20 protein-coding genes and 3 pseudogenes are annotated in these 24895 nt (G+C 69.8%); 9 read left to right on the top strand and 14 right to left on the bottom strand.

Features of this window, described 5'->3' with window-relative positions:
• Positions 1-409, bottom strand: a pseudogene (locus ACFU5K_RS12440) (hypothetical protein); the annotation flags it as partial.
• A gap of 533 nt (positions 410-942) precedes the next feature.
• Between ACFU5K_RS12440 and ACFU5K_RS12445 the strand changes: the two are divergent.
• From ACFU5K_RS12445 to ACFU5K_RS12460, 4 genes and pseudogenes are all read left to right on the top strand, one after another.
• Positions 943-1818, top strand: a complete 876-nt coding sequence (locus tag ACFU5K_RS12445) for a DUF4394 domain-containing protein (RefSeq protein WP_384059729.1) — start codon at positions 943-945, stop codon at positions 1816-1818.
• 380 nt (positions 1819-2198) lie between these two features.
• Positions 2199-2708, top strand: a pseudogene (locus ACFU5K_RS12450) (cupin); the annotation flags it as partial.
• A gap of 5 nt (positions 2709-2713) precedes the next feature.
• Positions 2714-3613 carry a sucrase ferredoxin gene (locus ACFU5K_RS12455; RefSeq protein ID WP_384059732.1) on the top strand — a complete coding sequence of 300 codons (900 nt, stop codon included), beginning with the start codon at positions 2714-2716 and terminating at the stop codon, positions 3611-3613.
• Between the two features lie 430 nt (positions 3614-4043).
• Positions 4044-4808, top strand: coding sequence for an SDR family NAD(P)-dependent oxidoreductase (locus ACFU5K_RS12460; protein ID WP_384059734.1), 765 nt, complete (start codon positions 4044-4046; stop codon positions 4806-4808).
• Between the two features lie 58 nt (positions 4809-4866).
• Here the strand turns inward: ACFU5K_RS12460 and ACFU5K_RS12465 are convergent, their stop codons facing one another.
• Positions 4867-5802, bottom strand: a complete 936-nt coding sequence (locus tag ACFU5K_RS12465; protein ID WP_384059737.1) for a LysR family transcriptional regulator — start codon at positions 5800-5802, stop codon at positions 4867-4869.
• 123 nt (positions 5803-5925) lie between these two features.
• On the opposite strand from ACFU5K_RS12465, the gene ACFU5K_RS12470 reads away from it, so the two are divergent.
• The 3 genes from ACFU5K_RS12470 to ACFU5K_RS12480 all read left to right on the top strand — a co-directional run bounded on the left by ACFU5K_RS12470 (position 5926) and on the right by ACFU5K_RS12480 (position 8535).
• On the top strand, positions 5926-7182 hold the full coding sequence (locus tag ACFU5K_RS12470; protein ID WP_384059740.1) for an MFS transporter: 1257 nt from the start codon (positions 5926-5928) through the stop codon (positions 7180-7182).
• 49 nt (positions 7183-7231) lie between these two features.
• Positions 7232-7768, top strand: coding sequence for an NUDIX hydrolase family protein (locus ACFU5K_RS12475; protein WP_384059742.1), 537 nt, complete (start codon positions 7232-7234; stop codon positions 7766-7768).
• Between the two features lie 101 nt (positions 7769-7869).
• A complete protein-coding gene (locus tag ACFU5K_RS12480; protein ID WP_384059745.1) occupies positions 7870-8535 on the top strand; it encodes a DedA family protein in 666 nt (221 codons plus the stop codon).
• 86 nt (positions 8536-8621) lie between these two features.
• On the opposite strand, the pseudogene ACFU5K_RS12485 reads toward ACFU5K_RS12480, so the two are convergent.
• Positions 8622-9203: pseudogene (locus ACFU5K_RS12485) on the bottom strand (coiled-coil domain-containing protein); the annotation flags it as partial.
• Between the two features lie 515 nt (positions 9204-9718).
• Between ACFU5K_RS12485 and ACFU5K_RS12490 the strand changes: the two are divergent.
• On the top strand, positions 9719-10330 hold the full coding sequence (locus ACFU5K_RS12490) for a HEAT repeat domain-containing protein (RefSeq protein ID WP_384059748.1): 612 nt from the start codon (positions 9719-9721) through the stop codon (positions 10328-10330).
• Complete coding sequence (locus ACFU5K_RS12495) at positions 10330-11340, top strand: MerR family transcriptional regulator (protein ID WP_384059751.1); 1011 nt, start codon at positions 10330-10332, stop codon at positions 11338-11340. Before ACFU5K_RS12490 ends, ACFU5K_RS12495 begins: the two co-directional genes overlap by 1 nt.
• 61 nt (positions 11341-11401) lie before the next feature.
• Here the strand turns inward: ACFU5K_RS12495 and ACFU5K_RS12500 are convergent, their stop codons facing one another.
• The 11 genes from ACFU5K_RS12500 to ACFU5K_RS12550 all read right to left on the bottom strand — a co-directional run bounded on the left by ACFU5K_RS12500 (position 11402) and on the right by ACFU5K_RS12550 (position 24535).
• Complete coding sequence (locus ACFU5K_RS12500) at positions 11402-12790, bottom strand: phosphomannomutase/phosphoglucomutase (RefSeq protein WP_384059754.1); 1389 nt, start codon at positions 12788-12790, stop codon at positions 11402-11404.
• Positions 12774-14396: a glycoside hydrolase family 13 protein gene (locus tag ACFU5K_RS12505; protein ID WP_384059757.1), complete on the bottom strand. Its 1623-nt coding sequence runs from the start codon at positions 14394-14396 to the stop codon at positions 12774-12776. Before ACFU5K_RS12505 ends, ACFU5K_RS12500 begins: the two co-directional genes overlap by 17 nt.
• Positions 14393-15637 (bottom strand): Gfo/Idh/MocA family protein, encoded by a 1245-nt coding sequence (locus tag ACFU5K_RS12510; protein ID WP_384059760.1) that lies wholly within the window; start codon positions 15635-15637, stop codon positions 14393-14395. The genes ACFU5K_RS12505 and ACFU5K_RS12510 overlap by 4 nt, the downstream gene beginning before the upstream one ends.
• Positions 15634-16710, bottom strand: coding sequence for a glycosidase (locus tag ACFU5K_RS12515; RefSeq protein WP_384059762.1), 1077 nt, complete (start codon positions 16708-16710; stop codon positions 15634-15636). Before ACFU5K_RS12515 ends, ACFU5K_RS12510 begins: the two co-directional genes overlap by 4 nt.
• Positions 16711-16718: 8 nt before the next feature.
• Entirely contained in the window at positions 16719-17609 is an 891-nt protein-coding gene (locus ACFU5K_RS12520) for a carbohydrate ABC transporter permease (RefSeq protein ID WP_384059854.1), read from the bottom strand.
• A 40-nt stretch (positions 17610-17649) separates the two neighbouring features.
• Complete coding sequence (locus tag ACFU5K_RS12525; RefSeq protein WP_384059764.1) at positions 17650-18612, bottom strand: carbohydrate ABC transporter permease; 963 nt, start codon at positions 18610-18612, stop codon at positions 17650-17652.
• Positions 18609-19913 (bottom strand): extracellular solute-binding protein, encoded by a 1305-nt coding sequence (locus tag ACFU5K_RS12530; RefSeq protein ID WP_384059766.1) that lies wholly within the window; start codon positions 19911-19913, stop codon positions 18609-18611. The genes ACFU5K_RS12525 and ACFU5K_RS12530 overlap by 4 nt, the downstream gene beginning before the upstream one ends.
• An 86-nt stretch (positions 19914-19999) precedes the next feature.
• Entirely contained in the window at positions 20000-21019 is a 1020-nt protein-coding gene (locus ACFU5K_RS12535) for a LacI family DNA-binding transcriptional regulator (RefSeq protein ID WP_384059768.1), read from the bottom strand.
• Positions 21020-21154: 135 nt separating this feature from the next.
• Positions 21155-22387, bottom strand: coding sequence for a hypothetical protein (locus ACFU5K_RS12540; RefSeq protein ID WP_384059771.1), 1233 nt, complete (start codon positions 22385-22387; stop codon positions 21155-21157).
• Between the two features lie 370 nt (positions 22388-22757).
• The gene (locus ACFU5K_RS12545) at positions 22758-24038 is read right to left on the bottom strand and encodes a S8 family serine peptidase (protein WP_384059774.1); all 1281 of its coding nucleotides are present in this window, start codon (positions 24036-24038) and stop codon (positions 22758-22760) included.
• Positions 24032-24535, bottom strand: a complete 504-nt coding sequence (locus ACFU5K_RS12550; protein ID WP_384059776.1) for a hypothetical protein — start codon at positions 24533-24535, stop codon at positions 24032-24034. Before ACFU5K_RS12550 ends, ACFU5K_RS12545 begins: the two co-directional genes overlap by 7 nt.
• Between the last annotated feature and the right edge of the window lie 360 nt (positions 24536-24895).

Here is a 24895-nt window from a genome sequence, read left to right on the forward strand (position 1 = left end):
CATGGTCCTCGGCGACAAGACCCCATCCGAAGCCATGCGAGACTACCTCACAGGCCCATTGACCTGCTGATTCGCAACCACTGACAGAAACCGCCCCGCCCGAACGCGAGCCCCGCCCGCCGATCCGCTCGGCCTCGTCGGCCAGATGCTCATCCAGCTCGGCCTCCAGGGCGGCCTGCATCAGGTGCTGCGTGATCGCGGGCAGCAGACCGTCCTCACCGACCAGCCTCAGCCCGCCGCCGCGGACCCTGTCCTGGGCCAGCAGCGTCAGCGCGTCCAGCAGGTCCAGGCTCAGCCCGTCCACGGACTCCTGCATTCTCCTCATGTCCGCACCGTCCGCGGCCGCCCCACCGGCCGCAAGCGACACGCCGCCCACCGTCTCGAGAGAGTGAGTCTTCTGGTTCGTCATCAGGTGTCCCTTCAGGTGAAGTTCCCACCTAATTCATGACACTCCCAAACGAAGGGCCTGTCGTCTTGTGCTGGGCAAGAGCGGCGCTACTGTTCCGCGGTGTTGTACGCGGTAGTCGATGCCGACGAGCCTGGTGTCGCCGGACAGGCCGCGCACGTGCCCGATCGAGAGGGCGTGGCCGGGGGCGTGTGTCGAGAACTCGATGAGCTGGTCATGCGCGAGGCCGATATACGCATGGGTTCCTCCTATGGGGCTGGGCCGGCCGGACACAGGCATCACTCAGCGACGTAAACGCGCAAGGTAACGAGCAGCGAGCAGCTACTTTCCGCAGCCGAACGCGGAAGTGCCGGAGGACGCTCGCTCAGGTCTATGGCTATCGGCGATTCCCCTGAACGGCCGCACGCAGGCGTGTCTTTGTGGTCCATTCGGGGTGTATTGCGCCGTGAGCCCAAACCGGATCGAAGGGGGCATCGAAGTAACGGGGAGACCCGCCCCGTTCCGTGGGCGGGCTGACTACCGTTCGGAGTGCAACCGTGCGTACTCGTCTTCTTTCGGCCGCCGCTGCCGGCGCCATCGCGCTGTCCCTTGCCGCCCCCGCGCTCGCATCGGCCGAAACCGAGCCCACCCCGTTCGGTCCCCGCGGGCGTGCGGCGTCGCCTGGTCTCATCAGCGTGGGACTGACCTCCGACCAGCGCCTGGTCGGCTTCCAGGTCACCAACCCCGGCGAAAGCTGGTCATTCGGCAAAGTCGCCGGCCTGAGGGGGGACAGGAAGCTGGTCGGTATCGACTTCCGGGTCCAGAACGGCAAGCTCTACGGCGTCGGCGACCAAGGCGGCGTCTACACCGTGAACAGCGACGCGCACGCAGTCAAGGTCTCCCAGCTCACCGTCGCACTGGCGGGCCAGAACTTCGGCGTCGACTTCAACCCCGCCGCCAACCGCCTGCGCGTCATCAGCGACACCGGCCAGAACCTGCGCCACAACATCGACGACCCGGCCGCACCACGCACCACCACCGTCGACGGCACCCTCACCAACCCGACCACACCGCCCTCGACCGCGCTCGGCGTCACCGGAGCCGCCTACACCAACAACGACCTCAACGCGGCCACCGGCACCACCCTGTTCGACATCGACACGGTCAACGACCGGGTCTCCCTCCAGTCCCCGGCCAACGCCGGCACACTCGCCCCCACCGGGAACCTGGGAGTGAACGCAGGGCCCTGGGCCGGGTTCGACATCTACTACAAGCCCTCCGACGGCTCCAACCGTGGGTTCGCCGCGCTGTCCACCGGTGGAAAGAAGCGCTTCTACCGGGTGAACGTTCTCAACGGTGAGACGTCCCTCGTCGGCTCCTTCCCGACCGGCCGACAGGTCGTCGACATCGCGCTCCCGCTGAACCAGAACTGATGACGACCCGCGCCGGTGTCGGCAGACACCCCGCCGACACCGGCGCGGACGAATCGCTGTCGCCAGGCTCGAGGTGCACGGCCTGTATCCGGGCAGCCAGGCGGGCGCCGGCCGCCTGCCGCGCGGCCCGGTCCGTAGCCGTCCGGCACCAGTATGTAGAAACTCGAGCGGGCGATGCCGAGGATGGTGCAGAGCCGCTTCACGCCGTAACGGCGCTGGAAGCGGTTCACCAGCGTCGCCCCCGCGAAATACTTCGCCGCTTTGCGCAGGATCTCGAGCGTGGTATCACCTGGCCCGGCCACAAAAAATGGTCCCTCCACTCGAATCGATGCCTTCGCTGACCAGCAGTACGCTGATCGCAGCGGCGTCTTCGTGATGAGGTCTCGCTCCACCTGACGTTCGGAGTCCACACCTGGACGCGCCACGCGCTGGCTGAACAGCTCGCCCGGGCCGCGCTCGACGCACTGCGGGACGATCCCGAGATGCGCAGATCCCTGCCGATGGGCGTGGACGGGCCGGCGGCCGAGATCGACATGGTCCGAAAGGCGCTGGTCGCCGCGATCACGGTTGCCGACTCCGCGCCCCGGTTCCACCGTGCACGGCGTGGACAGGCGCGCGCGGCGCCGCTGGGGCCGCTGGGGCCGCTGGCTCAGTTCAGAGCCGTCGAAGGCCTCGGCCCCGCATCACGGGTGCGGCTCCGTGAGGCGCTGGAAGGGCGACTGGAGGGCGTGCGTCTGCTCACTCGCGTGGGATGGCTCGACTTCCCACCGGCAGATCTGCCCTCCGTCATCCGGCTGCTCGACGGTGAAACGCACCTCGCCGGTGACCTGGGCGTCGATCTTGTCGGCAGACTGCTGCACGCGGGTGTGCTCGTGCCCGCAGGGCGGTGATCGCGGTGACGGCGCCCGGCCGTTTCTTCTGCGCCGATGCCGCTCGGATCCGGGGCGACTCGATCACGGGCACTGCCCCGTACGGTTCGGTCTGTGTCCTCATCGAGTACCGAGGCAGCTGGCCGGCCAACGGCTTCGACGGCCTCGATCTCGAGCCGGATACCAAGGCGCTCGTGTTCTCCGCCGCCCAGGCGGTCAAGGCCCGCATACTTCTCGTCAGACGCCACGGACGAGGCAGCCGGGAGGAACCGCCCAGCTGGGCCGTGCTGCGCTTCGAGGGTCTTGGCGCCCACCGCCAGCAATGGGGGACGTGGAGCCGTGACGAGGATCTGGCGCAGATCGCAGAGGCTCTCCGCGCCCCCGTCGTACTGGGCTGCCCTCCGGTGGTCCTCGTCTGCACCCACGGGAGGCACGACACCTGTTGCGCTGTGCGTGGACGGCCGGTGTGTCGTGCGCTCAGCGAGCGCTGGCCGGACCTGGTGTGGGAGTGCACTCACGTGGGCGGCGACAGGTTCGCCGCGAACGTCGTCATCGTTCCCGACGGCGTCTACTACGGCGATCTGGACGCGTTGTCCGCCGTCACGGCCGTCCAGGAGCACTTGGCCGGCCTGATACACGCGGAGCACCTACGTGGCTACACGAACCTCTACCCACCTCAGCAGGCGGCCGTCACTGCCGTGCTCCAGCGCTTCGGTCCCGCCGGACGGCACGCCTACACCGTCGCCACTGCATCACGCGCCAGTGAAGACATCTGGCAGATTCGTGTCGACGGCCGCCCGCCTCACCCGGCCGCCCTGGATGTCGAGGTGCACGCCTTCCGGACCCCACTGCGGCAGCTGACCTGCCACGGGCCGTCCATGAGCCGCGCCGTCGCTTACGAGGTCACTTCGATCCGCGCCCACTGAGGCGCCCGGATCACTGATCGTACTTGCCACAATTCGGCTCCTGGGTTCCTTCGGTCACCCCGTCACCGCCCGGTTAGCCGACAGCCGACAGCCGACAGCCGACAGCAACCGTGACCTCGGTCGTATATGTGCGTCAGTCGCCCGCCTTTCCAGCCCATGCCACCTCCTCGCGGTACACCCGCGGCGAGCCCGTCCCGGCGCCCACGGTCGGCACACGGAAAGCACCGGCCGATGAACGCCGAACCCAGGAACCGCGCAGCCACAGTGACGCACACGTCCGCGGCCGAAAGACGCACGGGAGCGGCCGGGCTGCCGGTCGCGCCGGACTCTCGTGCCGGTTACAACGGAGTCCGGGGTCACGGCTTCGTCCGCTCCACACGCGTTGCAGGACTCGAAGTACCCGGACCATTCACAAAGCAGGAGCGAGACCATGGGAACACTTGACGGGAAGATCGTGCTCATCACCGGCACCGGAGGAGGCATGGGACGCGTCGCGGCCCTGATCTTCGCCAGGGAGGGCGCAAAGATCATCGGTACCGACATCCAGGCCGAGATCAATGCCGAGACGGCCGACCTCGTACGTCGCGCCGGCGGCGAGATGACGAGCCTGGCGCCCGTCGACCTCACCGACCCGGAGCAGGTGCGCCTCATGGTGGAGGAGGCGGTCAGCGCCTACGGCGGCCTCGACGTCGTCTACAACAACGCGGCCGTGCAGCGCTTCGGCCCCATGCCGGACTTCCCCGTCGAGGACTGGCGGGCGACGGTCGCCGGCGAACTCGACATCCCCTTCTTCGTGTCCAAGTTCACCTGGACGCACCTCGTCCGACGCGGTGGCGGAGTGATCATCAACGTCGCATCGGAGGCGGGCATGATCGCAGGCTCCACCCCTCCGATGGTCGCCCACACCGCGGCCAACGCGGGCGTCATCGGAATGACGCGGCAACTCGCGCTCGAAGGCGCACCTCACGGAATCCGCGCGGTGGCCATCAGCCCGGGCCCTGTACTGACCCCCGCCAGCGACAGGGACCTCGGTGACGACCAGATTTTGAGGGAGGCCGTCACCAGCAAGACGCTCCTCAAGCGCTTCGGGCGCCCTGAGGAGATCGTCGAACTGGCGGCGTTCCTCGCCTCCGATCGCGCGTCGTTCATCACTGGCGCCAACTACGCGGTCGACGGCGGATCGAGCGCCTGGTAGGGGTCTCTTGGCCCACTGCGCAGAGCGCGCCGGAACTCACGAGCGTGCCCGCCCCCCTTCAGCGGGGAAGAACCCACTCCGGGGTCCAGGTCCCGGCGGCACCGTGCCCGGCGGATGAGGCGGCGAGGTGGGCTCGGAGGGTGGCCAGCGCCGGGTGAGGGCTGTCGCGGTGCCAGAGGAGCGAGTGCGGATAGACAGGTGTCGGCGTCGTCACCGGGATACGGCGCAGGCCGTGGCCGGAGGGCCAGACGAGACGGGTCTGCCCGCCCATGAAGGTGGCGAGGGCCGGGGTGTCCGCGATGGTGTCCAGGAGCGCGTCGGAGCCGAAGTTGGGGCCGGTCGCCTCGATGGTGAGACCGAATTCGGCGATCAGGTCGTCGTAGTAGGCGGCCCACTCGGTGCCCGGGACGATGCCCGGCATCCAGATCCGGTGCCCGGCGAGCCGGGCGAGGGTGACCGATCGGACGCCGGCGAGCGCGTGGGCAGGGCCGGTGAGGAGTTGGAGCGGTTCGTCGAGCACCCGGACGGACTCGATGTCCTCGGGAAGGGGCCGGCCGGGCGCGGCCACGGCGCGGAAGGACGCGTCGATCGCACCGGACCGGATGGCGGCGACGGCCGTCTCGATGTCGAACAGCATGACCACGTCGAGCTCGATCTCGGGGTGGGCGCGGTGGAAGCCGCGCATCAGACCGGTCGCCGCACTGCGAGAGGCGATCACGTCGACACGCAGCGGACGGCGACCACTGCGCACGGAACCCACCGCACGCTCGGCGACGCGCATCAGCTCTCGCGCGTGGGTCAGGAACGCCTGGCCGTCGATGGTGAGCTCGGCACCGCGCGTCGTGCGGGTGAACAGTCGCACACCGAGCGTGCGCTCCAGTGCGGCGATGCGCTTGGACACGGCCTGCTGGGTGACGGCCAGCTCGACGGCGGCCTCCTGGAACCGGCCCGCGTCGGCGACGACAAGGAAGGTCCGGACGGTGTCGAGGTCCATGTCGACACCCTAAGGGAACAACCAATGGTTGTGGCCCGCGGCTCTGCGGTTGTTTGATTCGCAGGTGCGGCGCTCGCTTTGATGCTTGCGAACGCAGTTCGGTTGTACGGGAGGGGCGTGGGCATGAAGAACGGGCACCGGCTGGGGCGGCCGTTCGGCTGGCTCTGGGGCGCGTACGGGACCAGCGCGCTCGGCACGTGGCTGGCCTTCGGCGCGTTTCCGCTGATCGCCATCCAGGTGCTGCACGCCGGACCGGCCGCGGTCGCGGCGCTGGCCTCCGTGGGCTCTCTGGTGGGCGCCGCCGCCGCGGTGCCGCTCGGCCCGTGGGTGGAGTTCCGTCGCAAGCGGCCGGTGCTGATCGCGATGGACCTGGTGCGGTTCGTGGCGCTGCTGACGATCCCCGCCGCGTACGCGCTCGGCGTGCTCACCTTCCTCCAGCTCCTCCTGGTCTCGGTCACCGTCGCGGCGGCGGACATCGCCTTCCGCGCAGCCTCCGGGGCGTACTTGAAGACGCTGCTGCCGGCAGAGCATCTACTGGTCGCCAACGCCCGTTTGGAGTCCACCGCCTGGACGACCACAATGATCGGACCACCGCTGGGCGGCGTCGCCGTCGCACTCCTCGGCCCGGTGGCGACGGTGATGGCCGACGCGGTCAGCCACCTGCTCTCCGCCCTGGGTGTTCGCGCGATGGGCGGGCACGAGCAGCAGCCCGCGCGCCGGGAAGCCTCCCGGGTGCGGGCCAGGGACCTCCTGGACGGCTGGCGATACATCCTCGCCGACGCGACACTGCGTCCGCTGTTCTTCAACACCGCCCTGTTCAACGGCCTGGTGATGGCCACCCAGCCCCTGCTCGCCGTCCTCATGCTCGGCCCGCTCGGTTTCGCACCGTGGCAGTACGGTCTCGCGTTCGCCGCGCCGTCGATCGGCGGGCTCCTCGGTTCGCGGCTGGCCCGCCCCCTCGTCACCCGGTTCGGACACCGCCGGGTCCTCGTCATGGCCGGGGCGTCACGGGCGGTCTGGCCCGTCGGTCTGGCCTTCCTGGGGCCAGGCACCGGCGGACTCCTGCTGGTCATCGGTGTCGAGTTCGGACTCATCTTCTGCTGCGGAGTCTTCAATCCCGTCTGCACCACCTACCGGCTCGAGCGCACCGCGACCGACAGAGTCGTCCGCACGCTGTCCGCCTGGGCGGCCACGGCCAAAGCCGCGACCGCACTCCTGACGGCGGTCTGGGGTGTGCTGGGCGGTCTGCTCGGCCCACGCCCTGCCGTGGGCCTGGCCGGCGTACTCCTGCTGGCGACCCCGCTGCTGCTCCCCCGCGGTGGAGCGGCGGCCTCGTTCCGGCCGGATCGGGCACCTGAACCGACCAGGTACGTCCGCTGACCCCCGAGGACACTCCCCCAGGACGGGTCCTGGAAAGTATGATCGGGCGATGTCTGACTTGACCGAGACCACGCCCGGCTGGCTCACCACGGACGAACTGAGCATGGCCCGGGCCCGCATGCCCGTCCTGTACGTCGAGGCCGTGCCCGTGCGGGTGGACGAGAGCGGAGAAGTCACCAGCATCGGGGTGCTCCTCCGGATCGGCGCCGAGGGAACGATCAGCCGTAACCTCGTCTCCGGCCGCGTCATGCACCACGAACGGGTCCGCGACGCGCTCCTACGCCACCTGGAGAAGGACCTGGGCCCGGTCGCCCTCCCCCACGTCCCCGCCTCACTGCAGCCCTTCACGGTTGCCGAGTACTTCCCCACGGCGGGCATAACGCCGTTTCACGATCCTCGCCAGCACGCGGTGTCCCTGGCGTACGTCGTCCCGGTCACCGGCGACTGCCGCCCGCGGCAGGACGCACTGGACCTCGTGTGGCTCAGCCCACAGGAAGCGGCGTCACCGGCGGTACAGGGCGAGATGCCCGGCGGCCAGGGAGCACTCCTGAAGCAGGCTCTTGCCCATACGGGACACATGTACTGAGGGCTCGGTGTCGACGGGCAGGTGCCGCACCCTGCCCGTCGCTTCGGCCCTCCTGACCGTCTTCAGGATGGCTTCAGGTTGAGTTCACTACCGTGGCCCGCATGATCGACAGCGGCGCGGCGCAATGGGTGACCGACCTGATGAGCACCCTCGGGTCACCAGGGGCCGGACTGGCCATCGCCCTGGAGAACATCTTCCCGCCGTTGCCCAGCGAGGTGATTCTCCCGCTGGCCGGATTCACCGCGAGCACCGGCGGGATGAACCTCTACGCCGCTCTGCTGTGGACGACGATCGGATCGGTGGTCGGAGCACTCGCGCTGTACGGCATCGGCGCGGCGTGGGGCCGGGACCGCGTGGTCGCCCTGGCGGCGAAGGTCCCGCTGGTGAAGGTCGCGGACATCGAGAGGACGGAGGCGTGGTTCGAACGCCACGGCACCAAGGCGGTCTTCTTCGGCCGCATGATCCCGGTGTTCCGGAGCCTGGTCTCCGTACCGGCAGGCGTGGAGCGTATGCGCCTTCCGGTCTTCCTCACACTGACCACCCTTGGCAGCGCGCTGTGGAACACGGCGTTCGTGCTGGCCGGGTTCTTCCTGGGCGCGCAATGGGAATTGGTCTCCGGATACGTCTCCGCCTATTCCAAGGTGGTACTCGCGGCAGCCGCTCTCGCGCTGCTCGTCCTCATCGGGCTCCGGGTGTTCCGCTCGTCCGGAACCGGAGGGCCGGGCGGTCGGGCTCCGAAGGAAGACGCGCGGGCCGACCGGTCCTAGGCCGGACAGGGCCTGTCGGCCGGACCGATGGTGCAGGGGTCCGAAGTCCCGGCAGGACGGCGGGGCCGAGCCTCCCGTCCGCCCCCGGTGTTCAGCAGCTTCTGGGCGTCGGCGAGCTTGCCCTGGAACTTCTGCTTGTTCTTGCCGAGCGTCTCCCGGACGTCCTCGAGGTCGGCGAGCTTGGCCTGCGCCTCCTTGCGCTGCTGCGCGAGGGTGCGCTGCTTCGCCTGGATCTTCTGCAGGGACTCGGCCTGCTTGGCCGTCAGCTGGTCGAGCGCGGAGGCCTGGTCGAGGAAGCTGTCCGGGTCCGAGGAGAGCAGCAGCTGGACCGACGGGTCGAGACCGCCGGAGCGGTACTGCGCCGTGGCGAGCGAACCGAGCTCGGCGCGCAGGGTATTGAGCTCGTCCTGGCCGCGGGCGACCTTGTCCTGGAGCGCGTCGGCCTGCTTCTTGAGCTTGTCCTGGTGCTCCTTGGCGCCGTTGTACTTCTCCGTGGCCTCCTCGGCCTCGTGGTAGAGCTTGTCGACCTTCGCCTTGACCTCGCTCTTGGTCGGCTTGGGGTCGGCGTGCGCCGCCTGGGAGGTCAGGGCCACAGCTGCTGCGGCGGTCACGGTGAGCACGGTCACGCGGGCGCGGCTCGGCTGCTTGGGACGACGGTGGGACGCCACGAAGGCGAGCTCCTTCTTCCTCGAGCCGCCTACCGAGCTGCGGGGGGACAGGTGTCCCCGGCTCCGTGCACGTCACGGAATCGGCGGTTCCTTCGCCGCCACCCCGGATGGGTGCCGATCACGCGAAGGTTCGAGGCCCAACTTTAGTGACCATCTTGTAATCAGTTCAATGTTCGAGTGAAGAATGTCGACACGCTGGGTACTTCTTCACCCACAACACACGCTCAGGAACCAGAACTTGACGGTACGTCGGGTCCGGATCCGCCGAAGGGACAGCCGTTACGAGCCGGGCACGACGACCAGACACTGACCTGCGCCGCACCCTCCTCTCACACCATTGCTGTCGGTGGCCCGTGCGACCGTTCCGTCCCCACCCCTGCGCTGACCGTGGGCTTGACCTTGACACCGTGGCAAGGTCTTCACTGAAGCGCAGGAGGTGATCCCGATGACCTTGCGGGAAGAGGAATCGGATACGAATCAAGCGCTCCGGGGGGCTCCGGAGCGACAGCTCGTCGGTGCGGCTGCGGGCAGCACTGGCGCTGGGCACGGCACCCGACCCACGCTCCGTCGGCAAGCTGATCGAGCGCTGCGCGATCGAGCCCGAGTTCTACGTTCGCGACATGCTCACATGGGCGCTCACCCGTCATCCGTCCTCGACGACGGTCCCGGAGCTGCTCGCGGAAGTACGTTCCGAGCGGCCGCAGGCACGGAGCCAGGCTTTGCACACGCTGTCGAAGATCGGTGACCGTCAGGTCTGGCCGGCGATCACCCGGGCGATTCTGACCGATGCCGATGACGAAGTGGCGCGGAGCGCCTGGCGGGCAGCGGTGGTGCTCGTACCCGCAGGCGAGGAGTGCGGGCTTGCGGCGGTGTTGTCGACTCAGCTCGGACGTGGTGAGCACGAGACGCAGCGGAGTCTCAGCCGTGCGCTCATCGCGCTCGGCGAGGTGAGCGTGCCGTTGTTGCGTGCCGCGATGGCGGATACGGATGCCGAGCCCGGCGTGCGACGACACGCGATCGCCACCGAACGGCTGTTCCGCGACCCCGATGCCGGATTCACGTTCGCGATCGAGGATGCGAAGCGCATCATGGTCCTCGGCCGGGCTGGACAGGAGGGTGACGGGTAGTGCTGATCGGTGAGGTCGCGCGGCGGTCCGGGGTCAGTACGCGCATGCTCAGGCACTACGACTCGCTCGGCCTGGTACGGCCGATGGGGCGCACCGGGTCCGGCTATCGCGAGTACTCCCGCGACGACATCCAGCGGATCTTCCACATCGAGAGCCTGCGCTCGCTCGGGCTGTCGCTGCGTGACGTCGGGCGCGCGCTGGACGATCCCGGTTTCGAGCCCTCCGAACTCGTCGAGGACCTCATCCGACGGACCCGTGAACGCATCGCGGACGAGACGGCACTGCTGACGCGGCTCCGTCGCATCGGGGCCGCGGAGCCCGCCGACTGGGAGGACGTCCTCCAGACCGTCGCTCTCCTTCAGTCGCTGGGGTCGAAGAGCGCCGGGACGCGCCAGCGCGCGGCCCTGTCCGCGGCGGGAGAGGTGCCGGTGGAGGTCCTGGCCGAGGCCGCCCTGCGGGAGGCGGACCCGCACGTCGCCGGAGCCCTTCGGTGGGCTCTGGCCCGGTCGGGTGGCGACGGCCCGGCGCTGCTGGCGGAGGGGCTCGGCGCAACGGCGGCCGAGGTTCGCAAGCGTGCCGTCCGGTCGCTTGCCGAGATCCCCGGCGATGAGGCGACGGCACTGCTGCGGGACGCCCTGGCGCATCCCGACATCGTGGTCCGCAGGTACGCGGCTCTCGCGCTCGGGGAGCGTGGGGTGGCCGACGCGGTCCCGACGCTCGTCGGCATGGTCGTCGGGGAGGCGAACGATGTGGATGCGGCCGACGCCCTGGGCGCATTGGCGAGGCGTCCCGAGTTGGCGGACCGGATCGCCGCGGGCCTCGTCGAGCGTCTGGACCGCGGCGCTCTGGAGGCGTCCGCACGTCGCCGTCTGGCGCAGGCACTCGCGGATGTCCCCGGGGCCGCAGCGTCTGGCGCCCTGGAACGTCTGTCACACGATGACGACCGCGCCGTCGCACTGACAGCGGCATACGTCCTGGGGATACGCGAGGGCGACCCGCCCCCTCCGTGAGCCCCGCGCGCGGGGGGCTTGCGCCCGCCCGCGCGGCTGCGGCAACTGGCCGCCCTGCGGATCACCGACGGACGAGAGCCAGGACCTCGTCGCGCAGACTCCGCATGGTGTCCGGGTCGCGGGCCTCGACGTTGAGGCGCAGCAGGGGCTCCGTATTGGACGGCCGGAGGTTGAACCACCAGCTGTCACCGTTGATAGTGAGGCCGTCGAGGTCGTCAACGGTCACACCGTCACGGTCGGACCAGGCCGCGCGGATGGCGGCGAGGCGGTCGGCCGCGTTGTCGACGGTTGAGTTGATCTCTCCGGATGCCGCGTACCGCTCGAAGTTGCGGGTGAGTGCCGAGAGGGTCCCTTCCTGTTCGCCGAGCGCGGCCAGGACGTGGAGCGCGGCGAGCATCCCGGTGTCGGCGTTCCAGAAGTCGGCGAAGTAGTAGTGCGCGGAGTGCTCGCCGCCGAACACCGCACCGGTGCGGGCCATCTCCGCCTTGATGAAGGAATGTCCGACGCGCGTGCGCACGGGTGTGCCACCGGCCTCGCGGATCACCTCGGGCACGGTGCGCGAGGTGATCAGGTTGTGCAGAACGGTGGCGCCGGGCCTGCGCGCGAGTTCGCGGGAGGCGACGAGCGCTGTGACGGCGGACGGTGAGACCGGCTCTCCGCGTTCGTCGACGACGAAGCAGCGGTCGGCGTCGCCGTCGAAGGCGAGGCCGAGGTCGGCGTGCTCAGCGCGTACCCGGGCCTGGAGGTCGACGATGTTGGCCGGGTCGAGCGGGTTGGCCTCGTGGTTGGGGAAACTGCCGTCGAGGGTGAAGTAGAGCGGAACCACGTCGACGGGGAGGCCCGCGAGTACGGTCGGCACGGTGTGGCCGCCCATGCCGTTCCCCGCGTCCACGACGACCTTGAGCGGGCGGATCGCCGTCAGGTCAACGAGGGTGCGCAGGTGGCGTGCGTACTCCTCCAAGGTGTCGTGGTGCGTGATGGTGCCGGTGCGTTCGGTGGACGGCGAGGGTGCGCCGGTGTCGGACCACTGCTCGACGAGCGCGCGGATCTCCGCCAGGCCGCTGTCCTGGCCGACCGGCGCGGCGCCGGCGCGGCACATCTTGATGCCGTTGTAGCGGGCGGGGTTGTGCGAGGCGGTGAACATCGCGCCGGGCAGGTCGAACGCTCCGGAGGCGTAGTAGAGCTGGTCCGTGGAGCACAGGCCGGTCTCGGTCACGTCGGTACCCTGCGCGGCGGCTCCTCGTGCGAAGGCCCGCGCGAGGCCGGGCGAGGTGCCGCGCATGTCGTGTCCGGTCACGATCGCGCGCGCTCCGGTGACCCGTACGAAAGCGGCGCCGAACAGCTCGGCCGTCGACTCGTCCCACTGGTCGGGGACGACGCCGCGCACGTCGTACGCCTTGACCAGTGAGGACAGGTCGGTGCGCGGGGAGGGTTCAGTGTTCGCGGCCATGGCCGTCTCCTTCGTCGTGCTGCGGATCCAGGTCGTCGATGAGCCACAGAGCCGTGTCGGGCGGGATCGTGTCGCCGTCCAGGGGACCGCTCGCCAGTACGGGGCTGCCTGTCACGCCGAGCCCCGCCCAGGCCAGGGGCTCCGTACCGAGGTTGACGACGCAGGTCAGGGCGGAGCGGCGGAAGGCGAGGTACGGGTCGGCCGGCGCCGAGTGCCAGCGGGGTGCGGCCGTCGGGTCCTGCGCGGGGTGCGCGCGGCGCAGACGCAGGGCTTCGCGGTACAGGTTGAGCGTGGAGGCGGGGTCCAGATCCTGGGCAGCCACGGTGTACGGCGCCCAGTCCTCCGGTTGCGGCAGCCAGGTGCGCTCGGCCCGGGCGGTGGTGAATCCGTACGGGGCACGGTCACCGGACCACGGCAGCGGTACACGGGAGCCGTCACGTCCCCGGTCGGTGTGGCCGGAGCGTTCCCACAGGGGATCGCGGATGCGGTCGTCCGGGACGGTGGCCTGCGGCAGGCCCAGTTCCTCGCCCTGGTACAGATAGGCGGAGCCGGGCAGCGCGAGCATGAGCAGGGCGGCGGCCCGTGCGCGGGCCGCGGAGCCGAGGCGGGTCACCGGCCGGACCGCGTCGTGGCTGGAGAGCAGCCAGGTCACGGCCCCGCCGCCGGGTGCGGACAGCGAACCGTCGATGACGCGGCGCAGCTCTGCCGGGTCCCAGGCGGCCTCCAGGAAGGCGAAATTGAAGGCCTGGTGCATCTCGTCGGGCCGTATGTAGCGGGCCAGCCTCGCCGGGTCGAACACGGCGGATTCGGCGACCATGACCCGCTCGTGCGGTGGCACGGCGCCCGGGGGCGCGGGGTGGGTGTCCAGGAGGGTGCGCCACTCGCGGTACAGCGGGTGCAGCTCCTCCTGGTCGTAGTAGGGCATGAGGTGGTTGCGCAGCGGGTCCTGGTGCTGGCCGGGGCCTGCGTCGGGCATGCCTTCGGCCTTGAAGAGTGCGTGCGCCACGTCGACACGGAAGCCGTCCACCCCGCGGTCCAGCCAGTACCGCAGGACATCGGAGAACGCGGAACGCACTTCGTCCTCCCGCCAGTTGAGGTCCGGTTGCTCGGGTGCGTGCAGATGGCAGTACCACTCGCCGTCGGCCACGCGGGTCCATGCGGGCCCACCGAAGGCCGACTGCCAGTCGTTGGGCGGGAGTTGACCGGACGGGCCACGACCCTGACGGAACAGGTAGCGTCCGCGTGCGGCGGAGCCCGGGCCGGCGGCGAGCGCTTCCTGGAACCAGGGGTGCTGGTCAGAGGTGTGGTTGGGCACGAGGTCGACGATGAGCTTCAGGCCCAGGTCGTGGGCGCGGGCGGTGAGCCGGTCGAAGTCCTCCAAGGTGCCGAGGTCGGGCGCGACGGCGGTGTGGTCGGCGATGTCGTAACCGCCGTCCGCCAGCGGCGAGGGATAGAACGGTGTGATCCACACGGCGTCCGCGCCGAGTTCCGCGATGTGGCCGAGGCGGGCCGCGGCTCCGGCAAGGTCGCCGGTCCCGTCACCATCCCAGTCGGCGAAGGAGCGGGGGTACAACTCGTAGCAGACGGTGTCCTGCCACCAGCTCATGAGGACTCCTGGAGGTGCGGTGGTGCGGTGGTGCCCGTGGTGCCGTCGAGACCGGGAACGAGTTGTTCCGTGCCGGTGTCGGCGGCCAGTGTGGCGGCCTCCGCGACGGCGACGGCGGTGAGACCGGAGATCGCGTCGGCGACCGGCGTACCGCCGTCACGTGCGACGCGGACCAGGTCGGCGACGGCGGCGCGAACGCTCTCGGTGTAGACGTGCGGCTTACGGGGCTCGCCGCCGAGGTCGAGGACGGCGCGGACGTGGTGCGGCACTACGCGTGTCTCTCCGCGTCCGCGTGCGGGGCCGGCGGCACCGGCGTCACGTTCGACCGTGACGGTGATGCGTTCGCCGCCGTGCGGCCGGAAGCCGTCCACGTGCAAAAGCGCGTCTGCCCGCGCGGGCAGCCGTTCCCACGCCTCGGCTCCGGCCTCGTCGGTCCACGCGGAGATCTCGGCACGGACCGGGATCCATCCCTCGATCCTGGTCTCGGCGAATCCGTGGTCCAGACGCATCAACTGGCGTTCGCAGCGGTGCGCGTGGGTGAAGGAGTGGAGGTGGGAGGCGAGGACACCACCCGGGTGAAGGACGTCGGCGCTGACCATGTCGACGGGCCCGCCGGGCCGGCTCACCGCGGTGGCGCGCACGCTGACCGGATCGGATCCCAGCAGAGCGCGCGCGGCGTCGAAGAAGTGCACGCCGTGCTCGACGAAGATGCCGCCGCTGTGCGCGGGGTCCCAGAACCAGTGGCCGGGGCCGAGGTCCTGGTCGGAGGCGTCGTTCTCGAACAGGAACCGGCGCGGGGCGTCGAGAAGCCCCTCCGTGGTCAGCTGTTGCAGGGCCCTCAGCAGGGGGTTGTAGCGCAGGACGTGGTCGACGACCAGGGCACGCCCGGCTCGTTCCGCCTCGCGGACCACGGCGCGGGCGTCCCGCGCCGTGGTGGCGAGCGGTTTCTCGCAGAACACGTGCCGGCCGGCGCGCAGGGCGGCCGTGGCCATCGCGGCGTGCGCGGCCGGCGGTGTGGCGATGGCGACGGCCGCCACGTCCTCGCGTTCCAGCAGCTCCTCCAGGGAACCGAGGGCGGGGACGCCGTACCGTTCGCCGAGCGCCCTCGCCCGTACGGGGTCGGGGTCGGCGACGGCGGTCGGGCGCAGCCCGGGGAGGCCGGCCACGGCGTCCAGGACGTAAGCCCCGAATCCGCCGCAGCCGACCAGTCCGAGGCCGAGCGGGGCCGGCGCGGAGGTCATGCCGTGCGCTCCAGGAGGGCCACTCCGATGTGTGCGTCGGCCATGCCGTAGAACACGTACAGCTTTCCGTCGACCTCCTCGATGGCGGTCGGGAAGACGACGTTCGGGACGGTTCCCGCGCGCTCCTCCTCCGTCTCGGGTGCCATCAGCGGCTCCTCGGAGCGGGCGAGGACCTTCGCGGGGTCGGCCGGGTCGAGGATCATCGCGCCGGCCGCGTAGGACACCGTCTGGTTCTGCGCGAAGGGGTCCTCGATGTGGCCGGAGACGCCGTGGTGGATGAGGAGCCAGCCCTCGGGGACACGGATCGGGGCGGGGCCGCCGCCGATCTTCAGCTCCTCCCACGGGTGGTCGGACAGGGCGACGAGACGGTGGTCGCGCGGGCGGGTCAGGGCGCGGATGTCGGCCTCGACCTCGGCGACGGGCACGTACGAGATCCAGATGCCGGGCCGCTCGTCGGTGATCCCGGCAGGCAGGTGGACACCCTCGCCGGGGCGGAACCAGCCGAGGTCCCACATCGGGCGGTGCAGCATCGCGTACGCGGGCTCGCCGTCCGGGCCGGGCACGGGCTCCGGGAAGTGGACGACGTCCTTGTTCGGGAAGAGGTTGAGGTCGGTGTCGAGGTCCGGCTGGTAGGCGAACTGGATCGGGCCGAGGCGCGTCCATTCGGTCAGGTCCTCGGATACGGCGAGGGCCGGCTTGGGGCCGAGCGGACCGTAGGCGACGTATGACATGACGTGCTTGCCGAGCGAGGGTATCCAGGTGACGCGGGGGTCCTCGACGCCCGCGTTGTTCTTCCCGCGCTCCCAGCCCTCGTCGGGCGAGAGGACGACTCCGCGCCGCTCGACGCCGCTCGGGACGCCGTCGGTGAAGGTGACCTCGGCCAGGCCCACGCGGGACACGTTGCCCTCGGCGACCAGGCGCGGCAGCAGGTGCAGGCGGCCGTCGGGGGTGCGACCGGACGCCGGGTTGAGGACTCCCTCGGCCTCGTTCGCCTCGCCGGGCAGCGGGGACATGATCAGGCCTTTGCGTACCAGGCGGTAGGGGATGCGCGAGGTTGCGCTGGTGGTGCTCATACGGGAAATCAGCCCTTTACTCCGGAGTCGATGTCGGTCGAGGTGAAGTGGCGCTGGAACACGAGGAACAGCGCCACGGCAGGGGCGGCCAGCACACAGGCGCCGGCCAGCAGGGCGCCGGTCGGGTTGGAGACCGTGCCCTGGAGGTTGGACAGGAAGCTGGCGAGGGAGACGGCCAGCGGCTGCATGTCCGCGTTCTTGGTGACGAGGAACGGCCACAGGAACTCGTTCCAGGGTCCGATGAAGGTCAGCAGCATCGCGCTCAGCACGGCAGGCCGGGCCATCGGCAGCGCGACGCTCCACAGGATGCGCAGCTCGCGCGCGCCGTCGAGACGGGCGGCCTCGAAGAGGGACTGCGGCATCTGGAGGAAGAACTGGCGGAACAGGAAGACTGCCGTCGAGTTGATCGCGAACGGGAGGATCATCCCGATGTAGTTGTCGCCCAGTCCGTAGTCGCGGACCACGAGGACGTACAGCGGTAGCGTCAGGAGCTGGAAGGGCACCATCTGCACCAGCAGCAGCGAGGCGAACACCGTGCCCCTGCCGCGGAAGTGCAGCTGGGCCAGCGCGTAGCCGGCGAGCACCCCGAAGACGAGGGTGCACAGGAGGACGCCGATCGTCATGATCCCTGAGTTGAGCAGGGACCGCCCAAGCGAGATCGCGCCGTTGACGGCCGTGTAGCTGCTGCCGGTCAGCCCGCTGGGTACGGCGGAGGAGAGGTCGCCCGTCGTCGTCTTACGCAGCGAGCCGACGATCATGTAGTAGAAGGGGAAGAGGAAGGCGAGCGCGCCCAGTGAGAGAACGACGTACTTGACGACCGTCCCCCTGGTGCGGTGCGCACCGGCGGACCGTGTGCGGGCCGGGGTGCCCGAGGACGGACCGTCGGGTGCCCGGGTCATGGAGGCCGCGGTTCCCGGGGCCGGGGTGGAAACGCTCATGTCAGTTGCCCCTCTCGGTGAGCTTGCGGGCGGCCAGCGAGATGACGAGGACGAAGCCCACCAGGACCACGCCCAGGGCGGCTGCGAAGTCGGGGTGGCCCTGCTCGATGCCCTTCTGGTACATGAGCAGGACGGGCGAGGTGGAGGCGTGGTCGGGACCGCCGCCGCCGGTCAGCAGGTAGGGCTCGCTGAAGAGGTTGGCGCCGGTGATGATCGCGTAGATCACGACGAGGGTCGTGGCCGGCCGGACTCCGGGCACGGTCACCGCGAAGAACTGCCGCAGGCGTCCCGCCCCGTCGACGGAGGCCGCTTCGTACAGCTCCTTGCCGACGTTCTGGAGTGCGGCGAGGTACAGCATCACGAAGAAGCCGAGCTGCTTCCAGGTGACGAAGACGGCGATCATCGGCATCGCGAGATGCGAGTTGACCAGCCACGAGGGATCCGGCGCGTGCGAGCCGAGGAGGTGATTGACGAAGCCGTCCGAGCCGAACAGGAACTGCCACACCGCGACAAGCGCGACGCTCGCGGTGATGTACGGCAGGTAGTAGGCGGCGCGGAAGAAGGCGCGGAAGCGGATCTTCGCATTGAGCGCCGCGGCCAGGACCAGCGCCAGAAGCACCGTGAGCGGCACGTTGATCACGAGGAAGATGGCGATGTTGAGGAAGGCACGGCCCACGACGGGGTCGGTGAAGACGTCCCGGTAGTTGGAGAACCCGACCCAGGGTGAGTCCGCATGGGTGCCGGGGGCGGTGAAGTAGAAGCGGTGGAAGGAGATCCACAGCGTGTAGACCATGGGGACCGCGAACACGACGAGCAGGAACAGCACGTACGGCGTCACGAACAGCGCGCCGGTCCGGGTGGTGAGCTTTCGGTGACGGGAGGCGGCGCCTTCGGCGGGCGCGCGGCCGCCGGCGGAGGCGGCAACTGCGCGGGGCGCTGTGACGGCGGACCGGAGGTTCGTCATGACTGGTCCCCGTACTCGTCGAGCAGCTTGGTTATCTTCTCCGAGGCCTTGCGCAGACCGGTGTCGGTGGGCTCGCCGCCGAAGACGACGGACTTGGTCCACTCGTCACGGAAGGTCTGCCAGATGTCGACGGAGCCTGGGACGTTGGGCACCTCGACCACGTGCTTGGCCTGCCGTGCGAACGCCTTGTAGAGGGGCTTCTTCGCGAAGAAGTCCGAGTAGCGCGTGGTGAGGTCCTCGCGCATCGGCATCTGGCCGGTCGCTTCGAGGAACTTTCCGTCCTGCTGGGCCGAGCTGGAGAACTTCAGCAGGTCCCATGCGGTGCCCCGGTTGCGGCAGGCGCTGAACATCGCGGCGGACTTCTCGTCGCTGAAGGAGTACGTGTCGTCGGGCGACTTCCCGTCGGCCGTCGGCACGGGGGCCACACCGATGTCGACGCTGTCCTTGTAGGCGGAGACCGCCCAGGGTCCGACGGTGGCCATGGCTGCCTTGCCGTCGTTCACCGCGTCACCGGGATACTGCTCCTGCGGTGCGAGCTTCTCGGAGTACAGCTTGCGCCAGAACGCCGCGACCTGGCGGCCGACGGGCGAATCGAACTGCGGCTTGCCGTCCTCGATGAGCTGCTTGCCGCCGCTCTGCGCGGCGAAGGCGGGGTAGAAGTCGAGCCAGGACTGGAAGAACTCGCTGCTGGGCGCCGGCCAGATCGCCGCCTTGGCGGCACCGCTGTGTACCAGGGTGCGGGAGGTCTTCAGGAACTGGCTGTAGGTCGCCAGCTGGGGGTGCTCGGGGTCGAGGCCGGCCTTCTCGAAGATCTTCTTGTTGTAGAGGATCATCACCGGGTTGCTCTTCCAGGGCAGCTGGTAGAACTTGCCGTCCTGCGACTTGTACTGGTCGGTGAGCGCCCCGCCGCGCTGGTTGATGTACGTGTCACCGTCCGGGAAGTCGCTGAGCGGCACGAGGCCGTTCTGCTTCTCGAAGGTCGGCACCGAGGCGGGCGCCGTGTTGTACACCAGGCACGCGCTGGTCCCGGCGATGATCGAGGCGCTGATGGCTTCCTCGGAGGTCTTGCCCGCCGGAATCTGCTGGACCGTGACGTGCTGGTCCGGGTGGCTCTTGTTCCAGGCGCCGACCATGCTCTTGCCCCAGGCCACTTCCTGGGCGTTGTTCGACAGCCAGATCGTGATGGGACCGCGCGCGGTCGCCGCGGTCGCCTGGTCAGGTGCCGACCGTCCACAGGCGGTCGTGGCCGCGGCACCCGCGAGCGCGAGCGCGACCAGCGAGTACGCCGTTCTCCTCAGCATGCAAACTCTCCGAACTGTTCACGACCGGCCTCGTCGCCGGACGGGAAATTTTCTTGCCGTGCCTCGTCGGCTCGGCGACCCGGGCGTCAGACGCGGGGGGCGGGGCCTATCGAGGCCCGGGGGATGAACTCGGCGGGCGGCAGTACGACGTGCGCCACCTCCTCGCCGGCCAGCACCCGGTCAAGGGCACGGGCCGCCGCCTCGCCCCAGCCGCGCGCGTCGGCGCGGGCGGAGGAGAGCGGCGGGTGGGTGTAACGGGTGAGGCTGGTGTCGTCATAGCCTACGACCGAGAGGCGTTCCGGTACCGAAACGCCCAGTTCCTGGGCCACGGACAGTCCGGCCGTGGCGGCCAGGTCGTTTCCGTAGACGATCGCGGTGGGCGGCTCGGCCAGCGACAGCAGTTCGCGGGTGGCGCGGGCGCCGCCCTCGGCCGTGAAGCCGCCGGGCCGCACGGGCCCTTCCGGCAGCCCCAGGGCGTGCAATGTCTGCTCCCAGGCCACCCGGCGGCGGTGTGCGTGGCGGAGCTCCTGGGGGCCTTCGACATGGGCGATACGCCGGTGTCCCAGCTCGGCAAGGCGCCGTACGGCGTCGACGTAGGCGGGCCGGTCGTCGAGGCTGACGGAGCTGAGCCCGTCGCTCCACTCGCTCTGCCCCACCACGACTGCGGGCAGCCCGAGCCGGTGCATCAGGGCGGGCCGGGGGTCGTCGTGGCGCAGGTCCGTGAGGAGCACCCCGTCCACCCGGCGGTCGGCGGCCAGCCGTTCGTACACGGACCGCTCCCGCTCGGGAGTGGTGAGGTGCACCATGAGCCCGTCGCCTCGCTCCCCGAGGGCGACCTCGACGCCCGCTATGAAAGCGGGGAAGAACAGGTCGGCGCCGATCAGGTCCGGTTCCCTCGCGAGAACGAGACCGAAGGCTCCGGCCTTGCCGAGCGACAGTGCCCGCGCCGGACGGCTCGGGGTCCAGCCGAGTTCGGCCGCGACCGCCAGGATGCGTTCCTTGGTCTCCTCGGCGATCCCGGGCCGGTTGTTCAGTGCGAACGAGACGGAACTGCGCGAGACACCCGCACGCTGTGCGACGTCGTCGATGGTGGGCTTCCGAGCCATGGCGCCTTCCGCTGTCTGTGCGCCCGGGGGACCGGACACGTTGCCGAGCGATGCTCTCACCGGCTTCTAAACCGGTTTGAGCGTTCAACTGGCGTTCACTAAACCGGTTTGGAACAAAAGCGTCAATGGCCGGACCTATGTGATCCGGACCACATACGTTTGAAGGCCGGCCACCGACGCCTCTGGCCATCGCCGCAGGTCAGCACCGAATGCCCCTGCCGTGGGGCGCTCCCGTTCCAGCGTCGGGCTCCCTCCGACGACCCTGGAACGGGAGCGCCCCACCGGAGTCATCGCTGCGGCCGCGAGGGGAACGCCGTGGCGCAGTGCCGTCTGGACACCGCCGTATCCGGCATTGGTGATCAGAAGGTCGGCATGGGGCAGCAGTCGGTCGAAGGGGACGAAGCCTGCCACGCGGGCATTCCCGGGAACGGTCTCCCCCATCACCGCACGCACCATGCTGGGCCCGTCGGGGCGGGCGGTGGCCGCGATGACAGTGACCTCCGTGTCCGCGAGGGCACGCAACGTGGGGATGAGGAGCTGGGAGAGATCGCCGTTCTCCAGAGTCCCCTGCGTGACGACGACCACCGGCCGTCCGGCGGGCAGGTCGTGCCACCATTCGGGGAGCTGAAAATCGGACTCCGGGGCGGGCGGCAGAGGGCCGATGCAGCGGAAACCCTCCGGCGCGTCGCTGCGAGGGTATTCGAACTCGGGGACGGTCAGCTGGAGCATGTGGTCTGGAACCGTGGCGCAGGCGTTGAAGATGAAGTCGGGAAGGGTCACTCCCATAGACGCGAAGACCCTTTCGACGTGCTGCTGCCCGTCGGCGAACATGGCCCGCGCATCCTGCCTGATCCCCTCGTACCGCGCCCGGTCTTCGTCGACGGCCGGAGGCGGCAGGCCCGGACCGTAAGGTGCGGTGTCCACGCTGTCGAAGAGCGGCGGATCCGCGCTGACCGTGACCACCAGCGGGCGTCGGCCACGCGGGGCGCGCAAGGCCATCGGAAGAAGCCCGAAAGAGCCCACCTCGCCCATGACCACCGAGGCCGGAAACTCCATGAGCAACTTCTGGATGCGCTCGTCATGGGCGGGAATCGCACCCGCGAGGACGTGCTTCAGGTCGAAGTTGAAGCGGTCGACAGGGGCCAGGTGTTCGCGCCCCGGGAAGGAAGCGTCGAGGTCGCGATCGTCGTAGTCGACCTCCGCAGCGTACGGGGCGAAGCGGGCTCCGGTCCTCCGCATCCGTTCCTCGAACCGGGCACCCGTATAGACCAACACGTCGTGCCCGCGACTCGTAAGGTCGGCCGCAATCGCCTCGATCGGTGCGACATGACCTTGGAACGGCGTCGACGTCAGCAGAATTTTCGCCATGATCTCATTCCGGTTGATGGGGGAAGCAGGCTGTCCCGCGCGCGACGGTGCTGTGCAGCACGTGCCCTTTAATTGCTACGTCAATTAAAGGGCACGCTGTGCGGCACCACGAAGCGCCCCCGGTCCGGGCGGCTTCCCCGACCACGTGGCGAGGGCCGGATCAAGCGGAGCGGACCGAACTTGCCCGGACTCGCGTGTGGTTCGGGCTCAGCGGCAGCGTCACTCCGAGGGCCTACGCGGCCCGGGAAGCTGCTGGAGGGAGTTTTGTCGGTGAGTGAACTCGAAGGGGGTGTGCACGGAGGTGAGCCAGACGTATGCCGCGGCGGGACGGCCGTCCTCGGGCGCGAACGTGCGCCCGCCCGTATGTGTTTCAGTTCCGGCGGCGGGAGTCGGGTACCACCCGCCGAGCATCAGCCCCGCAGCCGGGCCGTACGCACGTGCGCGAGACGTTGACGTGTACTGACCCCGGCAGGGTGCGGGTGCGGACGACGTCGCCGGCGGACGCGGTCAGCCGGCCGGTCCAGCGCTGCAGTTCGCCGGCCTTGGCGAGGTCGGTCCGCACGGTGACGGCGGCTGTGCCGTGGGCCGGGACCGTACGTCGGTTCTCGGAGAGGGTGAAGACACCTGCCGGGACGCCGGGCGCGTCCACGGCCAGGTCCACGGTGACCTCCCGGTCCGAGGTGTTGGTCCAGGTGACCTCGGACTCGACGGGGCCCGGGTCCCCGCCGGGCGCGTGAATGCCCGCGTCCGCCTTCGCCGTTGCGGTGAGGGTGCCCACGGTCGCGGCTGCGTCGACCCGGCCGTTCCCGCCGTCGTCGATCGTGATGCCGGGGGTCGGACGCACCGTGCTGATCAGTGCGTCCTTGACACGGCTGCCGCTCCAGTCCGGATGGGCCGCGGCCACGAGCGCCGCTGCGCCGGCCACGTGCGGTGTGGCCATGGAGGTGCCGCTGAGACTGGCGTAGGAGCCGGAGCCCCAGGGGGCGTACTGCGATCTGGCGGCGAGGATACCGACACCGGGTGCGGTGATCTCGGGCTTCAGCGCGTCGTCGCCGTAGCGCGGACCGCGGCTGGAGAATTCGGCGATCGCCTCGGCGGAGTCCACCGCACCGACCGTCAGGGCCGCGTCGGCAGTGCCCGGCGACCTGACGGTCCGGGCATCGGGGCCGTTGTTGCCGGCCGCTATGGTGAAGAGAGCGCCGGTCTCCTTGCTCAGTTCGTTCACGGACCGGGCGAGCACGGTCTCGCCGTCGGCGTTCTCACTGCTGCCGAGGCTCATACTGATGACGCGGGCGTGCGCGTCTCGCGCGGCCCACTCCATGCCGGCCACGATCCACGAGTCGTACCCCGGCCCCGCGTCGTTCAGGACCTTGCCGACGTGCAGATCGACGCCGGGCGCCACGCCCTTCTCCCTGCCGTCGGACGCTACGCCGCTGCCGGCGATGGTGGAGGCCACGTGTGTGCCGTGGCCGTTGCGGTCGGTGACGTCCTCTCCGGGGACGAAGCTGTCGCTGTCCTCGACGACGCCCTTCAGATCGGGGTGGCCGGGGTCATAGCCGGTGTCGAGGACGGCCACGTCCACGCCTTCGCCGCGGTTGCCGCCGGACCAGACGTCGGGTGCGCCGATCTGGGCGACCGAGTCGCTCAGCATGGCCTCGGCCTTGCCATCGAGCCATACTTTGGAGATGCCGCCCCGGAAGGCAGCCTCGGGGCCTGAGCCTTTGTGGCAGCGCCGGATCCGGTGAGGGCAGCCCACAGTGCGCCGTCGTCCTCCCGGTCCGCTGTCAGTGCGACACCGTTGACACTGGTGAGCGGGAGTGTGACGTCGCCCGGGATCGTGTCGCCGCGCCGGCGGAGGGTGGCCGCGCCCGCTTCCTCGCCGCCGTAGGTCACGATGAGGGGCAAGCGGTCGAGCCGGGCGTCGTCGTAGCCATCGGCCACGAGCCGGGTGACGTTGAAGAGCCGCTGGTCCAGGGCTCCAGCAGCCAGGTACGGGCGGACGGAGTCCGGATAGACATAGGTGTCGCCGCCCACAGTCATCACCCGGGCGCCTGTGGGCTCACCGTCGGGACCTCGGACGGTGATGGTGCCGGGGCTGCCGCCCGCGGCGGGAGCCACGGTGACCTTGTCCCCGGTCAGCAGGGTCACGACGGGTGAGGCAGTCGGTCGACGACGGCACTGGCAACGATGTCGGACTGCGCGGGGATGGCCGCGCCCGGAACCGAGGAAGCGTCTGCGGAAGAGGTCGCGAGCGGGGTCGCCGCTGCGACCAGGACGACGGCCGCGACCGCGAGTCGACCTCGTCGTCTTCCGGAGTGATGGTGTGTCAACAAGATTCCCTTGAATCGAAGGATCTTACAGGCAGTCGGGAATCTAAGTCCAGGACGACGATCTTGGGAAGCCCTTGCTTTCGGCGTCAACGTATCGTCAACTCACAGGAAAAACTCGGGCGTTCCTGATCACTTGATCGTTGTCGGTCGAAACACCAGGGGGATCGCAGTCCGGGGC

Source organism: Streptomyces sp. NPDC057428 (assembly GCF_042803195.1).
Classification (GTDB): Bacteria; Actinomycetota; Actinomycetes; order Streptomycetales; family Streptomycetaceae; genus Streptomyces.